This is a genomic window from Flavobacterium sp. GNP011 (genome assembly GCF_056428925.1).
This window is the reverse complement of the sequence record NZ_JBWJVJ010000001.1, coordinates 446162-466483: the sequence shown is the minus strand read 5'-3', so window position 1 is coordinate 466483 and position 20322 is coordinate 446162. Positions and strand designations below refer to the sequence as shown.

Sequence of the window (20322 nt, the reverse complement as noted above, 5' to 3'; positions counted from 1 at the left end):
TTTTAGGAGAGTGTTTCGAAATTCGCACTTTAAGGTTCTAAAACCAATCCTCTTGCGCAACTGCAACTAAGAATACGTATCACTGAAACTACCAAATGCCTTTTCAAAATACTCAATTCCTAGCCCTGATAGCAGTGGAAATCCTTATAAGCCGGTCCCGAAACCTCGGGATGGCGTATAAGATTGTAACGAATAGCAGGAAATAGCTCCAGAAATGAAGTCAAGATCCGCGCTTAAATTATCCGGCTTTATGTTTGATAAAATTGCTCTTTGCTTTCGAGTAACTTTTTTTCAGAAACGACAAAAGTATTTGAATAGTTATCGTGCATTCCTAAACTTCTACCTCTTAAAAATGTGAAATATTCAAATGGAACTAATCGCAATAAACTTCTACCAAAAATCGTAAGTAACTCTGGCTTTGAACCATCTTCGAGAACAACTACTGTTTTGGTGATAAACTTTGCTAAAGTTTTAGATGTAAAAAATTCAAAAGTCGAATAATAAACGAACATCAAAATAGAAAAAAAGATATAATTCTCAGCTTTACTGAACGATGAAAACCAATTGAGTAGTGAACCATCGCCAAACGGAATAAAAACCGCAACGAGATAAATCAAAAACTTAATCAACTGCAAAAAAAGTAAATCAATCACAAAATTAACGATCCTAATATTTTTAGATGCTAAAATAAATGAAGGGATTAGGTAATTATTTTCCATTTTTTTTCTAAAACTAAAAAACAGCTACCAAAAATGATAGCTGTTTTTATAAATATTAAATACTCTTTTTTTTATTTATGATCCACACATTTCACAATCTTCTGGACCAGCATTTTTGGCTAGTTCGATCATGGCTCTATATTCAGCTGCAGTCATTTCTACAGGTTCTGCTACAACCGGGATAGCAATGGGTTGTTCTTTAATAACAATAGGTTCTGCTTTTTTATCGTTGTTTAATGTAAATTTAATAGCATCAACGGCAGCTTTTGTTCTTAAATAATACATTCCAGTTTTAAGACCTGATTGCCAAGCATAAAAGTGCATGGAAGTTAATTTAGCATAATTAGCATTTTGCATGAACAAGTTCAACGATTGCGACTGATCTACAAAATACCCGCGCTGGCGAGACATATCAATAATATCTTTCATAGACATTTCCCAAACGGTTTTGTACAATTCTTTCAAATCCTGAGGAATATCAAGTGCTTGAACGGATCCGTTATTACGCATTAACTCTTGTTTCAGGGTTTCGTTCCACAAGCCACGCTCTACTAAATCGTGAAGCAAGTGTTTGTTTACTACAATAAACTCACCCGAAAGTACACGTCTGGTGTAGATATTTGAAGTATACGGTTCGAATGCTTCGTTGTTACCCAAAATTTGAGATGTAGATGCGGTTGGCATTGGCGCTACCAATAAAGAGTTACGAACACCATGCTCCATTACTTCTTTACGAAGCGAAGCCCAATCCCAACGTCCTGATAAATCAGCATCGGTTAATCCCCATAAATTGTACTGAAATTCTCCTTGCGAAATTGGCGATCCAACATAACTTGAATACGGTCCTTCTTCTTTAGCCATTTCCATTGATGCTGTTACGGCCGCAAAGTACATGGTTTCAAAAATTTCTTGATTCAGTTTTTTTGCTTCGTCACTTGTAAACGGCATACGTAACATGATAAATGCGTCTGCAAGTCCTTGCACACCTAAACCAATTGGACGGTGGCGTTTATTAGAATTCTCTCCTTCTTTAACCGGATAATAATTCCTATCAATTACTTTATTTAAGTTACGCGTTACACGCTTGGTTACGGTATAAAACAAATCGTGATTGAATGCTCCGTTTTCAACAAACATTGGCAATGACAATGAAGCCAAATTACATACAGCAATTTCATCTTTTGAAGTAAACTCCATAATCTCGGTACACAAATTCGACGAACGAATAGTACCTAGATTTTTTTGGTTTGATTTGCGGTTGGCTGCATCTTTATACAACATGTAAGGCGTTCCAGTCTCAATTTGCGACTCTAGGATTTTCTCCCACAATTCATGCGCTTTGATGGTTTTTCTACCTTTACCTGCTTTTTCATAATCAGTGTACATTTTTTCAAACTCTTCTCCATGCACATCATACAAGCCCGGACATTCGTTTGGACACATTAAGGTCCATAATCCATCTTCTTGCACACGTTTCATGAATAAATCCGAAGTCCACATCGCAAAAAACAAATCTCTTGCACGCATTTCTTCTTTTCCGGTATTCTTTTTCAAGTCTAGGAAATCAAAAATATCCGCATGCCAAGTTTCTATATAAATCGCAAAACTTCCTTTACGTTTTCCTCCACCTTGATCTACGTAACGCGCCGTATCATTGAACACGCGCAACATCGGAACAATTCCGTTTGAAGTTCCGTTAGTCCCACGAATATATGATCCTGTAGCTCTCACGTTGTGAATTGAAAGTCCAATTCCTCCTGCTGATTGCGAAATTTTAGCCGTTTGTTTCAACGTATCGTAAATACCATCAATACTGTCATCTTGCATCGCCAATAGGAAACAGCTCGACATCTGAGGTTTTGGCGTACCCGCATTAAATAAGGTAGGCGTAGCGTGAGTAAAGAATTTTTTCGACATTAAGTCGTAGGTTTCAATAACCGATTTCAAATCATCTAAGTGAATCCCAACAGATACACGCATCAACATATGCTGCGGACGCTCTACAATTTTACCATTTATTTTAAGCAAATACGATCTTTCTAGTGTTTTAAAACCAAAATAATCGTAGTTGAAATCTCTGTTGTATATAATGTGCGAGTCTAAAAACTCTGAATTTTCCATAATCACTTTATGTACTTCCTCAGACAATAATGGAGCGTATTGCCCATTTCTTGGGTTTACATAATGAAACATATCATTCATCGTCTCAGAGAATGATTTCTTAGTATTCGAATGTAAATTTGAGATCGCAATACGAGCGGCCAACTGCGCGTAATCTGGGTGCGCAATAGTCATTGAGGCAGCTGTTTCAGCAGCAAGATTATCTAATTCTGATGTTGAAACCCCATCATAAAGCCCTTCAATAACACGCATTGCTACTTTTACAGCATCTACTAAATCATTCAAACCATAGCATAGTTTTTTAATCCTATCTGTGATTTTGTCAAACATCACTGGCTCTTTGTGCCCGTCTCTTTTTACTACGTACATACTTTTTCTTTTTTTTTAAAACAGAAAATCCCTTCGCTGTTTTTAGTTATTTGTTTATTATTTCGCAGCATGAGCACCACAACTTTTGTGGCAACAACTACTATTGATGGGTACTGATTTGACATAAAGTTCAGTTTCTTTATTTTCGGGAGCTTATCCCGCTGTCATTCCAATCTTTTTAGTCCTGAGAAAAATCAGGACTAAAAAGGATTTTCCCTTCCATCGGGGCTAGGAAGGTAGTAGTTATAGTCAAAACCGATTAAAAATCGGCGTCGAAGGTAATTTTTTGTGCTTCTTCATCAGTGTTCATTACACCTGCTTTTTGGTATTCAGCTACTTTTTTCTCAAAGAAGTTGGTTTTTCCTTGCAATGAAATCATGTCCATAAAATCAAAAGGATTGGCCGTATTGTATTCTCTGTCACAACCTAATTCTACTAGCAAACGGTCCGCAACAAACTCCAAATACTGTGTCATCAAACCTGCGTTCATCCCAATTAACGATACTGGCAAGGACTCGGTGATGAACTCTCTTTCAATGTTCAAAGCATCCACAATGATTTCTCTAATTCTGTCTTTTGGTACTTTGTTAACCAAGTGGTGGTTGTGCAAGTGTACCGCAAAATCACAGTGAACTCCTTCGTCACGAGAAATCAACTCGTTCGAAAAGGTAAGTCCTGGCATTAAACCACGCTTTTTCAACCAGTAAATAGAACAAAATGCACCTGAGAAAAAGATTCCTTCAACGGCTGCAAAAGCAATCAAACGCTCCGCAAACGAATCTGATTCAATCCATTTCAAAGCCCAGTCTGCTTTTTTCTTAATTGCAGGAAACACATCCAAAGCATTGAACAATTCATCTTTCTCAGCTTCGTCTTTCACGTAAGTATCAATCAATAACGAATAGGTTTCGCTATGAATGTTTTCCATCATGATTTGAAAGCCATAAAAAAACTTTGCCTCAGCATATTGTACCTCGTTTACAAAATTTTCTGCTAAATTTTCGTTTACAATCCCATCTGAAGCAGCAAAAAATGCTAAGATATGCTTCACAAAATAACGCTCTTCATCAGAAAGTTTGTTATTCCAATCATTTAAATCCTGCGATAAATCAATTTCCTCAGCAGTCCAAAAACTCGCTTCCATTTTCTTGTACCATTCCCAAATATCATGGTGCTTGATCGGAAAAATTACAAAGCGATTTTTGTTTTCTTGTAAAATAGGTTCCACTTGTGTCATTGTATTGTTTTATTTTGTTGTGATTTTAACGAAATTCTATTCGATCTGGGGAGTACAAAGGTTGTGAAATATTGCTGGATATAAAAGCCAAACTTATTCACAATCGAGGCTAGTTTTTAACAACGAAAAGAATTCTCACTATTTGCTGTCTTATTTGTAAAAAATTGAAATTCAATAGATTATATTTCACAAAACGGCGTTAGCCACTGTAAAATATAGGGTTTAAGAAATTGAAATTGTGGGGTAGTTTTGTGCTATTTTGAATTGTTTAAGTGCTCTTGAGCAACAGTCTCTAGTTCTGCATACCAGTCTTCACCAAACTTGCGTACCAAAGCTTCTTTGACAAACTTATACACTGGTACTTCTAACTCTTGCCCAAGTGAACAGGCAGCATCACAAATGTCCCATTTATCATAATTTACAGCTGCAAACTCTGTAAAATCTTTTACCCGAACTGGATATAAATGACAAGAAACAGGTTTTTTCCAGTCGATGATGCCTTGATTGTAGGCTTGCTCAATCCCACATAATGCAGTTTTGCCGTCAAAGATGACATAAGCACAATCTTTATTGTCAATAAGAGGTGTTTCCAGTTCACCATCTGTTCCAGTTACCCAAGTTCCCTGCGCTTCAATAGCCGCAATACCTTGCTTGCGCAAAAAAGGTTTTACTTTTGGATAAATAGACTCCAGGATTTTTGTTTCTTCCTCGCTTAATGGCGCACCAGCGTCACCATCTACACAACAAGCTCCCTTGCAGGCAGTTAGATTGCAAACAAAATCTTTTTCGAGTAAGTCTTCTGAGACGATGGTTTTTCCTAGTTGAAACATGCTGCAAAGGTATTCAAAGAAATTTAAAAATGAAGCACTGAAAATCAAAAAAAAGAATTTGGCAAAAACGGAAGGCTTGACTTCTACTTTATAATTCAAAATATTTTTAACTTGACCTTAAAATAATACAAGATTGAACCCGCTAACCATCAAAAATGAATACTTTTGCATCATTAAAACCAATATTATGCAGCTAGACATAAGAGAAATAATTACCGTAAGCATGGTGCTTTTTGCCGTAATTGACATCGTGGGATCTATCCCTATCATTGTGGATCTTCGTGCCAAACACGGTCATATCGAATCTGAGAAAGCCTCCATCGTAGCAGGAGTCATTATGATTGTTTTCCTTTTTGCGGGAGAAGAACTTTTAAAGTTAATTGGAATCGATGTCAATTCATTTGCAGTTGCAGGTTCATTTGTTCTTTTTTTCCTTGCTTTAGAAATGATATTAGGTATTCGTATTTATCGTGACGAAGAAGCGAGTTCAGCATCTATTGTTCCGCTGGCCTTTCCTTTGATTGCTGGAGCAGGAACCATGACCACCTTACTTTCTTTACGTTCGCAGTTTTTTACTATTAATATTGTCATAGCCATATTCTTGAACATTATTTTAGTATACATCGTTTTAAAATCTTCTTCTAAAATTGAAAAGATGTTAGGAGAAAACGGACTTGGAGTGATCCGCAAGACTTTTGGAGTAGTATTATTAGCAATTGCTGTTAAATTATTTGCTGCTAATGTTAAAGGTTTGTTTCTTTAATATAAAATTTAATAATTTTACAGCCTAATTTTAATTGGTCACATAGAATTTACTTCTATCTTTTTCAGTACACTAAGATTTAAACAACAAACTCATTTATGAAAATTTTCACTAACATACTGGTATTTTTGGCACTTGCTTTAATCGTCTTTAATGTTACATTACTAGATTTTAAAAACCCATTTCAGGGAGAAAGCATCGTTGCGTTTATTGGTATTGCAGCCTCATTATGTGCTGTATTAATTCTTCTTATTTTTAGAGTTTCCAAAAAGATTGAAGAAAAATCAAACACAAATTCGTAATACAATAAATTTAATTTTGAAATACATTAAAGGATGCGCTTGATTTTTAGCACATCCTTTTTTTGGATAAAGAAATTTCTCATTTCCTTTTAGGTTATCCTATAAGCAAACCTAAATCTCCGATTATTTAAATTAATTTACAATCGATTTGATTATCATTCGATTACAAATTAAAGGAGTAATAAAACCAACCTTATCTTATATAGCTTGTAAGTGGGATTTCCATTTAAAACACTTCTAGTTCGAAATCATTTCAATTTTAATGCTTCTTTGAGCATAGTATCTTCTTTAAGAATAACTTCATAATATTTGTTCTCTCCAAACAATTGTCTTGCGTACTCTGCAGTAAGAAATCTTTTGACTAGGGATTTGCTTTTAGAAAATTGAATATCGAGTCCGTTATCAAGAATGAATTTTTGAAACTTATTAAAATAATAATCCGAAGTGCTAATTTTTTCTTGGAGCGCTTTATACGCAAGACCTTTGAACTCTTTTTTGTGAGAGTCTAAATCCTCAAAAACATAATTCCCCACAATACCAGACTGCAATAAATACCCTGTACTTTGACTGCTATGTTCTACCTCAATAGGCACAAAAACATCAGGAACAATTCCACCACCGCCATAAACTATCCTTCCCTTTTTAGTTTTGTATTTTAGAGTATCTGCTACTTTAATACTGTCTTTATCATACAACTCTCCATTTTCAAAACGGGTTTCTGACTCTTTAAAATATTCCTCTTTACCTTTTGCATACGGTTTTTGAATGGATCGCCCCGAAGGAGTGTAGTAGCGCGCTATAGTAAGACGAACCGATGATCCATCTGCAAAAGACATTTCCCGCTGCACTAATCCTTTACCGAAAGAACGTCGACCCACGATACTACCTCTATCGTTGTCCTGAATGGCTCCTGCAAGAATTTCACTTGCTGATGCGCTATTTTCATTGATAAGAATAGTTAATTTTCCTTTTTCGAATTGACCATTTGCTGTTGCAAAAGTTTTGGTCACTTTTCCGTTCTTGTTCTTGGTAAAAACAATAAGTTGCTCGTCAGATAGCAATTCATCCGTTATAGCAATCGCCTCCTCCATATAACCACCCCCATTATCCCGAACGTCAATAACTAAGGCCTTTGCTCCTTGTTTTTTGATTTTTCCTAAGCCTTCTATAAATTCATCATAAGTGGTCTCTGAAAATCTATTTATTTTAATGTAACCTGTAGTAGGATTAATTAGCATAGCCACATCAATACTTTTTAAAGGAATGACATCTCTTTTTATTTTAAATTTTAGTTTTTGTTTGGTGCTTTTTCTATAAACAGTGAGCTCAACAGCGGAACCAACTGTTCCTTTGAGTTGAGAAAACAAGCTATCAGAAGGGAGTTTTCTGCCATAAAGCTTTGTCTTTCCGGCGTATAAAATTCTGTCTCCTGCTTGAATTCCAGCTTTTGCCGAAGGGCCATTTTCAACAGGTTTTATGACAGCAACAGAATCTTTATACATATAAAAATTAACTCCAATCCCCACAAAATTTCCTTGCATACTCTCAGCCACTTCTTGCTGGTCACTAGGCGAAATGTATACAGAATGTGGATCAAGCTGTGCGAGAATATTATCAACGGTTAGATTCACAATAGAATCTGTATTTACCTCATCAACATATTCATCATCAATAAAATCTATGAGTTTATTTAGTTTGTTTTTAGCATTATTATCGCCCATAAAACGGGAGACATTGGGAAAATTCAATAAGCCGCCCAGCAGCACACCAAGAGCTAGTGTGGCAAATAAAATAAGAGGCAAATATTTTGTATTGAATTTCATTTATTCTTCCATTATAGGTATGTGCTCCACCTCCACACCTGCTTTTATCAAAAATTGTATTCCAGAATCATCTCTATATCCAGCGTGATACACTACTCTTTTTATACCCGACTGGTGAATTAACTTACTGCATTCTTTACATGGAGAAAGGGTAATGTACAATGTAGCACCTTCACATGATTGCGTAGAACGCGCTACTTTTAAAATAGCATTGGCTTCGGCATGCAAAACATCCCAGCGGGTAAGTCCTTCATCATCTTCGCAACAATTATCAAAACTACTTGGTGTACCATTGTATCCATCAGAAATAATCATTCGATCCCGTACAATAATAGCTCCTACTTTCTTTCTTTGGCAATAAGAAAGTAAACTCCATTCTTTTGCAATTCGCAAATAGGCTTTGTCGTATTTATTTAATTTTTTTTCACTCATTTTATCGGTTCCAAATTTCACTTTCAACAATCAACGGGATAACAACTCCTACAATAAAAGAGGACATTACCAGTGTCCAATCTCGTTTAGAGAATCTAAAAATAGTCTGCACAATATAAGAGAGAATCAATACCACAAAAACCACTATAATTTGTGCGGCCTCAATTCCCAAAGCAAACTCGGCTAAAGGCAACATTTTTGAGGCAGCATCGCCACCTAAAATAGATTTGAAATAATTAGAAAACCCCAAACCATGAATAATCCCAAAGAAAAGTGTGATAAAAAATATTAGGTTTATACTTTCTTTTTTACTGGACTTACCAGCCGTAAACAGATTGAACAATGCCGTAATCAAAATTGTAATGGGGATTAAAAGCTCAACCACATTTACTTTTATGGCTATAATCCCAAAAACAGAAAGCATCAAAGCCATGGTGTGACCAATAGTAAATAAAGTGACTAACAAGACAATTCGTTTCCAATCTTTAAACGAATATGGCACCGCCAAAGCTATTAAAAACAAAACATGATCATAAGCATGAATGTCTAAAACGTGTTTTAATCCTATTTGAAAATAAATCCAAAATTCTTGCATCACTACTAATTTAAGTTGCTAAAAGGGTTGTAAACTTACGATAAATTTTGAAAATCCTTCCTTAGAATATCTAATAAATTCAATGAAATCCAAACGTGAAATTCCTTGAAAAACGAATATAGCAAAGCAACTCAAGTCATAAATTCACCCTTAAAAGCAATACTCATAACTCCTGTACTATCAGAATAGCTTACTTACATCACAATCAACCTTGGCAACAAAAGAAAAAAAGGATAAATCCTCTAACACTAAATCACAAGTTTGAAATACTGCTATTGAAATATATAAATCTTACAAATAATGCAAACACTATTAACTTTACTTTAAATTAACAGGTTTACGATGTGTTAATCTTGGAGTAACATTTTGTTGATGAATCAACAATATTGACCTAAACTAAGATTCAGTTTCTTACGATAGTTTTGCATTCAAACAAACTAAACACAATTATCATGAATCAGCATTATTTAAAAAAAATAGCATTGTCATCCGTTTTGTTAGCTGCAGTAGTAGGCTGTCAAGACGACAAAAATGAAACTCCTACCGTAAACACGGCTATTAATTTTTCAAATGTTTCTTCGGTTCCAGCATTGGCTGTAGCCAAAGAAGGCTTCGAAAACTTACAGATAACATCTTTATTAAGTAGTTCAGATGTATTAACGCAATCACCAGCTTTTATCTATGGTGCTCAACCTGATGGTGCTGGATTTATGAAAGATCCTGCAAGCGATGGTTACATTATGATCACTAATCATGAAATTTTAAAATCTGTATCCAGAGTATATTTAGACAAAACACTTAAGCCGGTAAAAGGAGACTATATTGTTGATGCAGTGGGTGGGATGACTCGTTTGTGTTCAGCAACTTTAGCTTCACCAGCAATCCATGGATTTGGACCTTTGTTTTTAACTGCTGGAGAAAGTGGTGAGGAAAGTATGGTTCATGGTATTGACCCATTAGGGCTTACAAGTATGAAAAGCAGAACCGACCGAGTTTTACCAGCTTTAGGAAAAGCAAGTATGGAAAACGCCGTTCCACTACCTAAAGACGCTTACCCGGGGAAAACCGTTATTGTTATTGGAGAAGATCAATCTTATTCAACTTCTCACGCAAGTGCTGGCCAAGTAATTATGTATATGAGTTCAACTGTTGGCGACTTATCTAACGGTAAATTATACGCGTTAAAAAGAAACGATGGCAACCAAGTAGAAACTAGTATGAATGTAGGAACCTCTTTTGATGTATCTTTTGTAGAGATTCCAAATGCTAAAAACTTAACGGGTGCGGTAATCAACACAACGGTTAATAATTTAGGTGCAATTCGTTTTTCTAGAGTTGAAGATGTAGATTACAGAAAAGGATCTGCAAAAAACAATAGAGAATTGTACTTTACTGCAACGGGACAAGCAAGTTCAAACGCTCCAGTAGCGGGTTACACCATGTGGGGACGTGTTTATAAGTTAGTATTAAATGATACCAACCCACTTATTGGAAAATTAGAATTAGTTATTGAAGGCGATTCTACTCCAGGAACAGGAATTATCAATCCAGATAATATTACTGTGACTGAGAATTATGTGTATACACAAGAAGATGGAGATTCATTCTACACTGCCGCAAAACATGATTCTTATATCTGGCAATACAACATTGCATCTAAGGTTAACAAACCTTGGTTGACAATGAATCACAAAAGAACTGATGCAGCCTGGAATACAACTTACAACCCAGCTAATGAAATGCGTTTTGGAAGTTGGGAATATGGCGCAATGGAAGACATTTCAGATATAATTGGTGTTCCGAATACATTTATTGTAAACATACATCCACATACATGGCAAAAAGATGCTTTTTTAAATGCTGATGGTAGTGGATTAAACACAAACAAAGAAGGTGGTCAAACCATCATCATCCGAAACGTACAGCGATAATTACCTCAACTATTGATATAAAAAACAACCCAAATTTTGGGTTGTTTTTGCATTTAATACAATACACAACATGAAACCGCTATTAAAACTACTGCCCCTATTCCTACTATTTTTTTCTTGTCAAAAACAATACACTAGTTTAACCATTCAAGAAGAACTGTTATCTAATTTAGAGGAACTGAATCAAGAAATACTTGCTTTTGAAAAAGTAGCCGCCAAAAATCCAACTCAAAAACAACTACAAAAATCATTTGAAACAAGCCGCATTGCATATAAAAAAATAGAATGGGCTGTCGAATATTTTACGCCAGACCCAGCACGATTTATTAACGGACCGGCACTTGATGAATTGGAAGTAGAAGAAAACAAATTCTTATCACCAAGTGGTTTTCAAGTCATTGAAGAACTAATTTACCCACAATATTCTGCCAATAATTCCAGTACTTTAAAAAGAGAAATTGCCGTTTTAAAAGGTTTAATTGCACAAGTAAAAGAGCATTTATCCGTAATCACCATTAGCCCTGATTATGTTATTGATGCCAGCAAAATGGAAGTGTACCGAATCTTAACACTTGGCATCACCGGTTTCGATTCGCCAATTGCTAATCAATCCATCCCTGAAACTAAGGCCAGTTTATCTTCTTTAAAAGTTGTACTTGAAAAATTGAACACCAATAATTCAAAAACAAAAGTCTTACTTTTTGATTTGATAGATCAAGCCAATACCTTTTGCGATGCGAGTACCAATTTCAACACCTTTGATCGCGCTACCTTTATTAAAAAATATTTAAATCCAATATCAGAAAAACTAGTTCAATTTCAACAAGACAACCGTATTAAAAACGTTGCAAAGACAAATGCCATCAATCCAGATGCCAAATCGCTTTTTGAAAAAAACACCTTTAATGTGAATGCTTTTATTCCGTCAAAAGAATATGCGTATTCTAAAGCAAAAGCTGATCTTGGCAAAAAATTATTTTACGATTCGTCCCTTTCCAAAGATGGAAGACGCAATTGCGCCACCTGTCACATTCCAGAATTAGCATTCACAGACGGAGAAAAAACCAACCGATCCTTAACTGGAATTAGTTTGCCTAGAAATACCCCAACTCTTACCTATGCCTCTTTACAAAATGCTCAATTTTGGGATATGAGACAACCTGATTTAGAGAAACAAAGTCTAGATGTCATTCAAAACAAAGATGAAATGCATGGAAATTTAAAAGAAAATTTAACTCGAATTCAAAGCAATACAGGATATAAAAAATTGATTAAAAATGCTTTTCCTAAAACTATAAAACTAGAAGAATGGCAATTGCAAAACGCAATAGCAAGTTATGTTCGTTCTTTAAATAAATTCAACTCTAAGTTTGATAATTACTTTTCGGGCGCTTCAAATACTTTTTCGTATGAGGAAAAACTAGGATTTAATCTCTTTGCAGGAAAAGGAAAATGTGCGACTTGTCATTTCATCCCATTGTTTAATGGAACAGTCCCTCCTATTTACAAAAAAACAGAGCAAGAAGTAATAGGAACACCTCAAACTAAAAACGGAAAAATTATAGATCAAGACTTAGGACGATTTACACAATACAAAATGGCACAACTGAAACACGCCTTTAAAACACCTACGCTCCGAAACATTGCACAAACAGGTCCGTACATGCATAATGGTGTTTTTAAAACATTGGAAGAAGTTGTTGTTTTTTACAATGAAGGTGGCGGAGTAGGAAATGGCATCACTTTAGAAAATCAAACCTTACCCACAGACAAACTCAACTTGACTTTGGCAGAGCAAAAAGCATTAGTTGCCTTTATGAAAACACTTTCAGATGCTAAATGAGTTACACAAAGGCACTTTTAGGAAAATAGCAACAGCGCAATCTTACCTCAAAACAAGTGCAATCAACTCTAGTTTTTGAAAAAAATTAAACAAAAATTAAAATAGTTAATTTAAAAATAGATTTATCTTTGTAGGATATAAAATCAATAACTATGTCATTTTCAGATTTATTTGATAGCGAATTTAAGCTAAGAAACAAAGGTCACTTCGCCTCAATTGTTAGAGTTGCACTTACTGATGGGAAATTTTCACCAGAAGAAAAAGCATTTTTAGACAAACTAGCACTTCGCCTAGAAATATCAGCAATAGAGTATGAGGAAATTTTAGAAAATCCTTTGAATTACCCTATCAATCCACCGTATTTACACGAGCAAAGATTAGAGCGTTTGTATGATTTAGCACGAATCGTTCACGTAGATCATCATTTAGGAGATCAACAAGAAATGTTGTTGAGAAAAATAGGTGTAGCTTTAGGGTTCAACACTGATAATGTAAATTACATCATTGACAAAGCCTTAAAGCTTGTTGACAAAGAGGTAGACTCTGACACTTTCCTTGAGGAAATGCAAAATATGCACAAATAAATTACAGCTGTATTTAAATAAAAAAGCTTCCAGGAATACTGGAAGCTTTTTGCTTTTTAGTATTTGCTCAATTTAGCTTTATGCATGAACTCTTCGGCTTTTTCAACCATGTTATAGCTTCCACAAAAGAAAGGAACACGCTGATGCAATTCGGTTGGAGTAATTTCCATGATGCTTCCAAAACCATCTGAAGCTTTACCTCCAGCTTGCTCCACAATAAATGCCATAGGATTACATTCATATAATAAACGCAACTTACCATTAGGAGCTTTTGAACTAGTTGGGTAAATATAAATTCCGCCTTTGATAATATTTCTATGGATATCCGAAACTAAGCTACCGATATATCTAGAAGTATACGGTCTATCTTCCTCTTCTGTCTGACAGTATTTGATATAATCTTTAACCCCTTGTGGAAAATGAATGTAGTTCCCTTCATTGATAGAGTAAATATGACCGTCTTTTGCAAACTTCATATTAGGGTGTGATAAATAGAAAGTCCCAATAGCAGGATTCAATGTAAACCCATTTACACCATGCCCCGTTGTGTACACTAGCATGGTTGATGTTCCATAAATAACATACCCTGCAGCTACTTGATTGATTCCTGGTTGCAAGAAATCCTCCATTGTAACTGGAGTTCCTATTGGTGTTATTCTTCTATACACTGAGAATATAGTACCCACAGATACGTTTACATCAATATTAGAAGATCCATCAAGAGGATCCATCAATACCACATATTTATTGTTGTGGCTGTTATCACTTCCTTCAACAGTGATGAACTCATCGTTCTCTTCAGAGGCAATACCGCATACAATTTCACGGTTAATTAAGGTTTGAATAAAAACTTCATTGGCATAAACATCCAGTTTTTGTTGGTCTTCTCCTTGTATATTTTGCTCCCCTGCAGCACCCACAATATCAACTAATCCAGCTTTGTTTACCTTATAGTTTACTACTTTGGCGGCAAGCCTAATTGAGTTAATAATTCGGGATAATTCACCAGACGAATATTGAAAAGCATTTTGATTCTCTATAATAAATTCTCCTAAAGTCTTGTTGCGTTCTTCCATTTCGAAATCGTTGTAGTTATTTTGAAGTCACAAATATCGTTTTTTTTGTGAAAATGATTTCAATAATATGAACTTAGTTTACCACTATTGTATATTTGCTAAATAAACTATAAATTTTTTAGTTTTAAAGCTAATTTAATTGTGATTTCAAACAATTTAATTAAAATAACACAATAGAATCTTTGTAAGATTTTAAAAACAAGAAATAGATAAATATCCGTTAGATAATCCAATCATTAATAGATACAACTACGCCATGATAATAAGAAAAGGTACTCCGGCAGATATGCCTTCGGTTTTAGGTTTAATCAAAGAACTAGCATTGTTTGAAAAAGAACCAGATGCAGTTCTTATTACCGTTGAAGATTTAGTACGAGATGGTTTTGGAGCTGTGCCGCTGTTTCATGTTTTTGTTGCAGAGATTGATTCAGACTCGCCAGAAAGTACTTCAGAAAAGGAAATTGTAGGTATCGCCTTGTGGTACTACCGGTATTCAACTTGGAAAGGCAAAACCATTCACTTAGAGGATTTAGTGGTAAAGGAAAGCATGCGAGGAACGGGATTAGGTTATGCCTTATATTCTGAAATTTTAAAGCAAGGTAAGAAAGACCAGGTACGAAGAGTAGAATGGAATGTTCTAGACTGGAATACACCAGCAATTGATTTCTACGAAAAATCAGGAGCCAAAGTATTACGCGATTGGCATGTTGTACAAATGGATGAATTAGGAATATATCAATTTGTATCTGATAAATTGAAATAAAATATTCAAATTCAGAGTCATAAATAGGAAATTAAAAAATTAAAAATAAATAGAATTCTGATTTCAATTTAGAATTTAAAAATTGTGATTTAAGAAAATATGAGAGTATTCAAATTTGGAGGTGCATCAGTAAAAGATGCAGCAGGAATCAAAAACGTATACAGCGTTTTACAAACAGTGGGTTATGAAGATGTATTATTAGTCGTGTCTGCAATGGGCAAAACTACTAATGCATTAGAACTTGTCATAAAAAATTATTTTGATAAATCAACTGAATTAAATTCATCCGTTCAAGAAGTAAAAAAATACCACAATCAAATCTTGATCGATTTGTTTGAAGATGAAAAAAACGAAGTATTTGCTGCCGTAAATGCACAATTTAGTGATTTAGAATATTTTTTGGCACATAATAAATCTCCTAATTACAATTTTGTTTACGACCAGATTGTAAGCTTTGGCGAATTGATATCAACAACCATCCTGAGTCATTTCATGAATTTTAGGGGCATTCAAACACAATGGCTCGATGTTCGTAATTTTGTAAAAACTGATGCTACGTATCGAGATGCCGAGGTAGACTGGGACTTGACACAAGCTAATATTGCCAAAAATGTAAAACGACAAATCCTAAATATTACACAAGGTTTTTTGGGGTCTGACCCAAATAATTTTACAACTACACTGGGTCGTGAAGGATCTGATTATACTGCTGCCATTTTTGCCTATTGCCTAAATGCCGAAAGTGTTACCATCTGGAAAGACGTACCTGGAGTTATGAATGCTGACCCAAGATATTTCGAGAATGCTAGTTTATTAAACCAAATTTCATATCGAGAAGCTATTGAACTTGCGTTTTATGGCGCTACCGTGATTCACCCAAAAACGTTACAACCTTTACAAAAAAAAGAAATTCCGTTATTTGTAAAATCATTTATAAACCCATTACTAAAAGGGACTAGTGTTTCAAAAGGAGTGGATCTGGAGCCCTATTTACCTTGTTTTATTGTAAAAAGAAACCAATTATTAATTTCGCTCTCCTCTATAGATTTCTCTTTTATTATGGAAGAAAACATCAGTGAGATTTTTGCGTTGTTTCATCAATTCAAAATAAAAGTAAATTTAATCCAAAACTCGGCCATCAGTTTCTCTGTATGTGTTGAAGATAAATTTGATAATTTTAATGCGCTCAATGCCATTTTATCAAAAAAATTCAAAGTAGATTACGAGCAAAATGTAACCTTGTACACCATCAGACATTTTAATGATACTGCTGCAAAAACAGTTGAAGAAAACAAAATTGTTTTACTCAAACAAGTAAGCCGCGAGACCATGCAAGTGGTTACAAAAGAAGTTTAAGAATAGAAAAAAGGGAAATAACATGCTATTACTTCCCTTTTTATTTAGGAGTAGCAAGATAATACCACTGCATACTACCCGTTTTTTGAATACTTATTATCAAATTATAAATACTACTTTTGATTCCTGTGAGTTATAGTATTTATGCTAAAAAAAATCTTGTTTTTTTTTCTTTTGATTTTCTTTTCTGGTCTACAGGCGCAGGAAATCAACTACTTGTACAAAACAAAAAAAATAGCTAGAACTCAGGATACTCTTTATATTGAAAAAGAAAGTCTTAATCCGCACTTTTTTAAACTGCTTGACGCCAATGGTAAAAAAATAGACAGCACTTTTTTTGAAATTAATTTCACAAAAGGAATTTTACTATTAAAATCCCCTTTGCTAATAGAGCGGGATTCCTTGACCGTGCAGTATTTAAAATTTCCCGAGATACTCACTAAGGTATACCAAGTATTTGATTCGAATAAAATTGTGAGCAATACGGCGTTACAGGGAACCTTATACACCATAGATAAAAAAAACAATAACAAGACAGTTCCTTTTGATGGACTAAATACTTCTGGGAGTATTACCCGAGGAATTACCATCGGAAACAATCAAAATGCCGTTTTTGGATCAAACCTTGACTTACAAATAACAGGCAAAATATCCGACAAAGTAAGCTTGAGAGCCTCCATTCAAGATAGTAATATTCCGCTTCAAGACGGCGGGTATTCTCAAAAATTAGATCAGTTTGACAATGTTTTCATGGAACTGTATAGCAAAGATTGGAACATAAGAGCGGGTGATATTTTCTTGGAAAACAAAAACACCCAATTCCTAAACTTTAATAAAAAAGTGCAAGGTCTTTCTACAAAAATCCAGTTTGGAAATAAAAATTACAAAACCGATCTCTTTGCATCAGCAGCATTAGTGCGAGGACAATATGCAAAAAGTGATATCGTAGGACAAGAAGGCAACCAAGGTCCTTATAAATTAAAAGGACAAAACGGAGAGTTATATGTACTAGTGGTTTCTGGATCGGAGCGCGTATATGTAAATGGAACTTTATTAAAACGAGGTGAGAATAATGACTACACCATTGATTACAATGCGGGAGAGATTGTATTTACACCCCTATTCACCATAACCTCTGAAATGCGAATTGCTGTTGAATACCAATACTCTGATCAAAACTACACCCGATTTGTAACCTATGCAGGGGCAACACACGAGAATAAAAAATGGCGTTTAAAAGGCTATTTGTACTCTGAGAATGATTTAAAAAACCAACCCTTACAGCAAAACCTTACCCGAGAACAAGCACAAATTTTGACTCAGGCGGGTGACAATCCTCAATTGATGATAGCACCATCTGAGTATGCTGATACCTTTGATGAAAATAAAGTGCTCTATAAAAAAGTAATTGCAAATGGAGTAACTTTCTTTGAATATTCAAATGAGGATCAGCAAGAATTATTTAATGTCCGTTTTACACAAGTTGGCCCAAACAACGGAAATTATATAGTTGCAAATACCGCCACCATCACCCGTGTGTTTGAATATGTAGCCCCAATAAACGGAATCCCACAAGGCAATTACGAAGCTACCATTCAACTTATTGCTCCAACAAAAACGCAAGTAGCCACATTTATAAGTGAATACAACCCTAGTGATAAAACAATGATAGCAGTAGAAATGGGAGTAAGTAATACCGATAAAAATTTATTTTCAACGTTACAAGACAATGATAATAAAGGAGTTGCCGGAAAAATAAATGGACAGCAACGTCTTTTTTCAAAAAAATGGCAAATGGATGTTTTTGCAAACTATCAATTTATACAGCGCAATTTTAAATCTGTGGAACGTATTTACAACATTGAATTTGATCGTGATTGGAACATTGGTACTAATGGAACTGGAAATCAAAGTTTACTAGTTAGCGGTGTGAAACTAAATTTAAATCCTAAAAAAGAGACTTTAAAAAAAGGTTTATTTGTGTACCAATACGAGAAATTAGATTTTTCGGATACTTTTTCTGGAGGAAAACATGTTGTAAATAGTGCGTTCAAACTAAAAAAATGGAGTTTTAAAAATCAAGGAAGCTATTTAAGCAGTCAGTCAAACAAATCGCAATCTGAATTTTTTAGAAATCAATTCCAAATGCGTTATGATCACAAAAAAAACTGGATAGGCACAACCCTTCGTACAGAAGACAATAAAGAAAAAGACACTAATACGCTTCAGTTTTCGGCCTTGAGCCAAAAATTTAAAGAATACGGATTTTTTGCCGGTCGTGGAGACACTACCAAGGTATTTGTAGAGCTAGGCTATTTCAAGCGTAGCAATGACAGTTTACAAAACAACTTGATTCAAAAAGTAAATACCTCTCAAACCTTTGCGCTTAAAACAAAACTGATTCAAACTGCAAAAAGTGACTTGTCAATTGTATCTCAATATAGAGCGTTAGACTTTGAAGCAAACACACAAAAAAAAGAATCTACCCTCAACTCAAGGATTATTTACACCGATCGGTTTTTGAAACAATTATTGGTGAGCAACACTGTATTTGAGACCAACTCTGGTACGATTCCGCAACAAGAATTCACGTACTTAGAGGTTGCGGCAGGACAAGGAGTTTATACCTGGAACGATTACAATAATAATGGTATTCAAGAGCTACAGGAATTTGAAGTGGCGCCTTTTGTTGATCAAGCACAGTTTATAAGAGTGTTTTTACCTAACCGCATTTTTATAAAAACCCATCAAAATAAATTTTCTCAATCCCTTACGTGGAACCCTACGATTTGGCAAAACAATAAAGGATTTAGAAAATTCCTCTCTAATTTTCACAACCAAACTACCTTTTTATTAGATCGAAAAGTGAAAAACGATGGTGCAAATTTTGAGTTAAATCCGTTTTATAATGCTACTAAGAATGTTTTGGGTTTAAACTATAATTTTAGAAATAGTTTATTTTACAACAGAGGGAAACAAAAACATTCCGTTACCTATTCCTATCTAGAAAGTAAAACTACAAACCTATCATCCATTGGCTCCCAAGAAGTTTCAAATTATTCACATCAGTTGCAATACAATCATTTGTACCAAAAAAATTGGCTTTTTGGTGTTTTTACAAAAACAATACAATCTGCTTTAAAATCTGAGAATTTCCCAGAAAAAAACTTCAATCTTTCGGGTTACCAATGGACACCAAAAATTAGTTATCTATTTTCAAAAAATACCAGTTGGGACTTATTTTATGAATTGCAAAAAAAAGAAAATACTATCGGTGAGCAGGAAACGCTCAATCAAAGTCGTTTTGGGACATCATTTTCATTTGCTGGTACAAAAAAAATAACAATGAATGGCGAATTATCCTTGTATCAAAATAAATTTATAGGAAACGAACTTTCTGCAGTAGGATTTCAAATGCTTGAGGGACTACAAACGGGACAAAACTTAACATGGAGATTGCTTTTGCAAAAAAACATCACTCAGTTTTTAGATATAAACATCAATTATCAAGGCCGAAAAAGTGAAAAAAACAACGCCATTCACACTGGAAACGTTCAACTAAGAGCCTATTTTTAAGC

16 protein-coding genes are annotated in these 20322 nt (G+C 34.7%); 8 read left to right on the top strand and 8 right to left on the bottom strand.

Annotated elements, in window-relative coordinates:
- Positions 1-248: 248 nt before the first annotated feature.
- The 4 genes from AC061E_RS02025 to AC061E_RS02010 form a co-directional block, all read right to left on the bottom strand.
- Positions 249-719, bottom strand: a complete 471-nt coding sequence (locus AC061E_RS02025; protein ID WP_478284770.1) for an RDD family protein — start codon at positions 717-719, stop codon at positions 249-251.
- Between the two features lie 75 nt (positions 720-794).
- A complete protein-coding gene (locus AC061E_RS02020; protein WP_478284769.1) occupies positions 795-3209 on the bottom strand; it encodes a ribonucleoside-diphosphate reductase subunit alpha in 2415 nt (804 codons plus the stop codon).
- Between the two features lie 259 nt (positions 3210-3468).
- Positions 3469-4446 carry a ribonucleotide-diphosphate reductase subunit beta gene (locus AC061E_RS02015; protein ID WP_478284768.1) on the bottom strand — a complete coding sequence of 326 codons (978 nt, stop codon included), beginning with the start codon at positions 4444-4446 and terminating at the stop codon, positions 3469-3471.
- A 254-nt stretch (positions 4447-4700) separates the two neighbouring features.
- A complete protein-coding gene (locus AC061E_RS02010; protein WP_182649574.1) occupies positions 4701-5276 on the bottom strand; it encodes a DUF3109 family protein in 576 nt (191 codons plus the stop codon).
- A 187-nt stretch (positions 5277-5463) separates the two neighbouring features.
- Here AC061E_RS02010 and AC061E_RS02005 point away from each other — a divergent pair, with 187 nt between their 5' ends.
- Together AC061E_RS02005 and AC061E_RS02000 are read left to right on the top strand one after the other, a co-directional pair.
- Entirely contained in the window at positions 5464-6039 is a 576-nt protein-coding gene (locus AC061E_RS02005) for a MarC family protein (protein ID WP_220485203.1), read from the top strand.
- A gap of 98 nt (positions 6040-6137) precedes the next feature.
- Positions 6138-6341 carry a hypothetical protein gene (locus tag AC061E_RS02000; protein WP_144889714.1) on the top strand — a complete coding sequence of 68 codons (204 nt, stop codon included), beginning with the start codon at positions 6138-6140 and terminating at the stop codon, positions 6339-6341.
- Positions 6342-6589: 248 nt separating this feature from the next.
- Here AC061E_RS02000 and AC061E_RS01995 read toward each other — a convergent pair whose 3' ends face one another.
- The 3 genes from AC061E_RS01995 to AC061E_RS01985 are packed head-to-tail and all read right to left on the bottom strand — an operon-like array spanning position 6590 to position 9191.
- Entirely contained in the window at positions 6590-8164 is a 1575-nt protein-coding gene (locus tag AC061E_RS01995; RefSeq protein ID WP_478284767.1) for a S41 family peptidase, read from the bottom strand.
- The gene (locus AC061E_RS01990; RefSeq protein ID WP_478284766.1) at positions 8165-8596 is read right to left on the bottom strand and encodes a deoxycytidylate deaminase; all 432 of its coding nucleotides are present in this window, start codon (positions 8594-8596) and stop codon (positions 8165-8167) included.
- Between the two features lies 1 nt (position 8597).
- Positions 8598-9191 carry a HupE/UreJ family protein gene (locus AC061E_RS01985; RefSeq protein ID WP_478284765.1) on the bottom strand — a complete coding sequence of 198 codons (594 nt, stop codon included), beginning with the start codon at positions 9189-9191 and terminating at the stop codon, positions 8598-8600.
- A gap of 452 nt (positions 9192-9643) precedes the next feature.
- Between AC061E_RS01985 and AC061E_RS01980 the strand changes: the two genes are divergently transcribed.
- From AC061E_RS01980 to AC061E_RS01970, 3 genes are all read left to right on the top strand, one after another.
- Positions 9644-11122, top strand: a complete 1479-nt coding sequence (locus AC061E_RS01980; protein ID WP_478284764.1) for a PhoX family protein — start codon at positions 9644-9646, stop codon at positions 11120-11122.
- 70 nt (positions 11123-11192) lie between these two features.
- On the top strand, positions 11193-12965 hold the full coding sequence (locus AC061E_RS01975; protein ID WP_478284763.1) for a cytochrome-c peroxidase: 1773 nt from the start codon (positions 11193-11195) through the stop codon (positions 12963-12965).
- A gap of 152 nt (positions 12966-13117) precedes the next feature.
- Positions 13118-13549 (top strand): tellurite resistance TerB family protein, encoded by a 432-nt coding sequence (locus tag AC061E_RS01970; protein ID WP_158728771.1) that lies wholly within the window; start codon positions 13118-13120, stop codon positions 13547-13549.
- A gap of 56 nt (positions 13550-13605) precedes the next feature.
- Here AC061E_RS01970 and fbp read toward each other — a convergent pair whose 3' ends face one another.
- Positions 13606-14625, bottom strand: a complete 1020-nt coding sequence (gene fbp, locus AC061E_RS01965; RefSeq protein ID WP_086452866.1) for a class 1 fructose-bisphosphatase — start codon at positions 14623-14625, stop codon at positions 13606-13608.
- Between the two features lie 256 nt (positions 14626-14881).
- On the opposite strand from fbp, the gene AC061E_RS01960 reads away from it, so the two are divergent.
- The 3 genes from AC061E_RS01960 to AC061E_RS01950 all read left to right on the top strand — a co-directional run bounded on the left by AC061E_RS01960 (position 14882) and on the right by AC061E_RS01950 (position 20320).
- Positions 14882-15388 carry a GNAT family N-acetyltransferase gene (locus AC061E_RS01960; RefSeq protein ID WP_478284762.1) on the top strand — a complete coding sequence of 169 codons (507 nt, stop codon included), beginning with the start codon at positions 14882-14884 and terminating at the stop codon, positions 15386-15388.
- 99 nt (positions 15389-15487) lie between these two features.
- Positions 15488-16744: an aspartate kinase gene (locus AC061E_RS01955; protein WP_478284761.1), complete on the top strand. Its 1257-nt coding sequence runs from the start codon at positions 15488-15490 to the stop codon at positions 16742-16744.
- A 144-nt stretch (positions 16745-16888) separates the two neighbouring features.
- On the top strand, positions 16889-20320 hold the full coding sequence (locus AC061E_RS01950) for a DUF8818 domain-containing protein (RefSeq protein ID WP_478284760.1): 3432 nt from the start codon (positions 16889-16891) through the stop codon (positions 20318-20320).
- Positions 20321-20322 lie beyond the last annotated feature (2 nt).

What these genes read in the sequence shown, in the direction of transcription:
- AC061E_RS02025 (WP_478284770.1), bottom strand. Translation starts at nt 719, where the DNA reads ATGGAAAATAATTACCTAATCCCTTCATTTATTTTAGCATCTAAAAAT.
- AC061E_RS02020 (WP_478284769.1), bottom strand. Translation starts at nt 3,209, where the DNA reads ATGTACGTAGTAAAAAGAGACGGGCACAAAGAGCCAGTGATGTTTGAC.
- AC061E_RS02015 (WP_478284768.1), bottom strand. Translation starts at nt 4,446, where the DNA reads ATGACACAAGTGGAACCTATTTTACAAGAAAACAAAAATCGCTTTGTA.
- AC061E_RS02010 (WP_182649574.1), bottom strand. Translation starts at nt 5,276, where the DNA reads ATGTTTCAACTAGGAAAAACCATCGTCTCAGAAGACTTACTCGAAAAA.
- AC061E_RS02005 (WP_220485203.1), top strand. Translation starts at nt 5,464, where the DNA reads ATGCAGCTAGACATAAGAGAAATAATTACCGTAAGCATGGTGCTTTTT.
- AC061E_RS02000 (WP_144889714.1), top strand. Translation starts at nt 6,138, where the DNA reads ATGAAAATTTTCACTAACATACTGGTATTTTTGGCACTTGCTTTAATC.
- AC061E_RS01995 (WP_478284767.1), bottom strand. Translation starts at nt 8,164, where the DNA reads ATGAAATTCAATACAAAATATTTGCCTCTTATTTTATTTGCCACACTA.
- AC061E_RS01990 (WP_478284766.1), bottom strand. Translation starts at nt 8,596, where the DNA reads ATGAGTGAAAAAAAATTAAATAAATACGACAAAGCCTATTTGCGAATT.
- AC061E_RS01985 (WP_478284765.1), bottom strand. Translation starts at nt 9,191, where the DNA reads ATGCAAGAATTTTGGATTTATTTTCAAATAGGATTAAAACACGTTTTA.
- AC061E_RS01980 (WP_478284764.1), top strand. Translation starts at nt 9,644, where the DNA reads ATGAATCAGCATTATTTAAAAAAAATAGCATTGTCATCCGTTTTGTTA.
- AC061E_RS01975 (WP_478284763.1), top strand. Translation starts at nt 11,193, where the DNA reads ATGAAACCGCTATTAAAACTACTGCCCCTATTCCTACTATTTTTTTCT.
- AC061E_RS01970 (WP_158728771.1), top strand. Translation starts at nt 13,118, where the DNA reads ATGTCATTTTCAGATTTATTTGATAGCGAATTTAAGCTAAGAAACAAA.
- fbp (WP_086452866.1), bottom strand. Translation starts at nt 14,625, where the DNA reads ATGGAAGAACGCAACAAGACTTTAGGAGAATTTATTATAGAGAATCAA.
- AC061E_RS01960 (WP_478284762.1), top strand. Translation starts at nt 14,882, where the DNA reads ATGATAATAAGAAAAGGTACTCCGGCAGATATGCCTTCGGTTTTAGGT.
- AC061E_RS01955 (WP_478284761.1), top strand. Translation starts at nt 15,488, where the DNA reads ATGAGAGTATTCAAATTTGGAGGTGCATCAGTAAAAGATGCAGCAGGA.
- AC061E_RS01950 (WP_478284760.1), top strand. Translation starts at nt 16,889, where the DNA reads ATGCTAAAAAAAATCTTGTTTTTTTTTCTTTTGATTTTCTTTTCTGGT.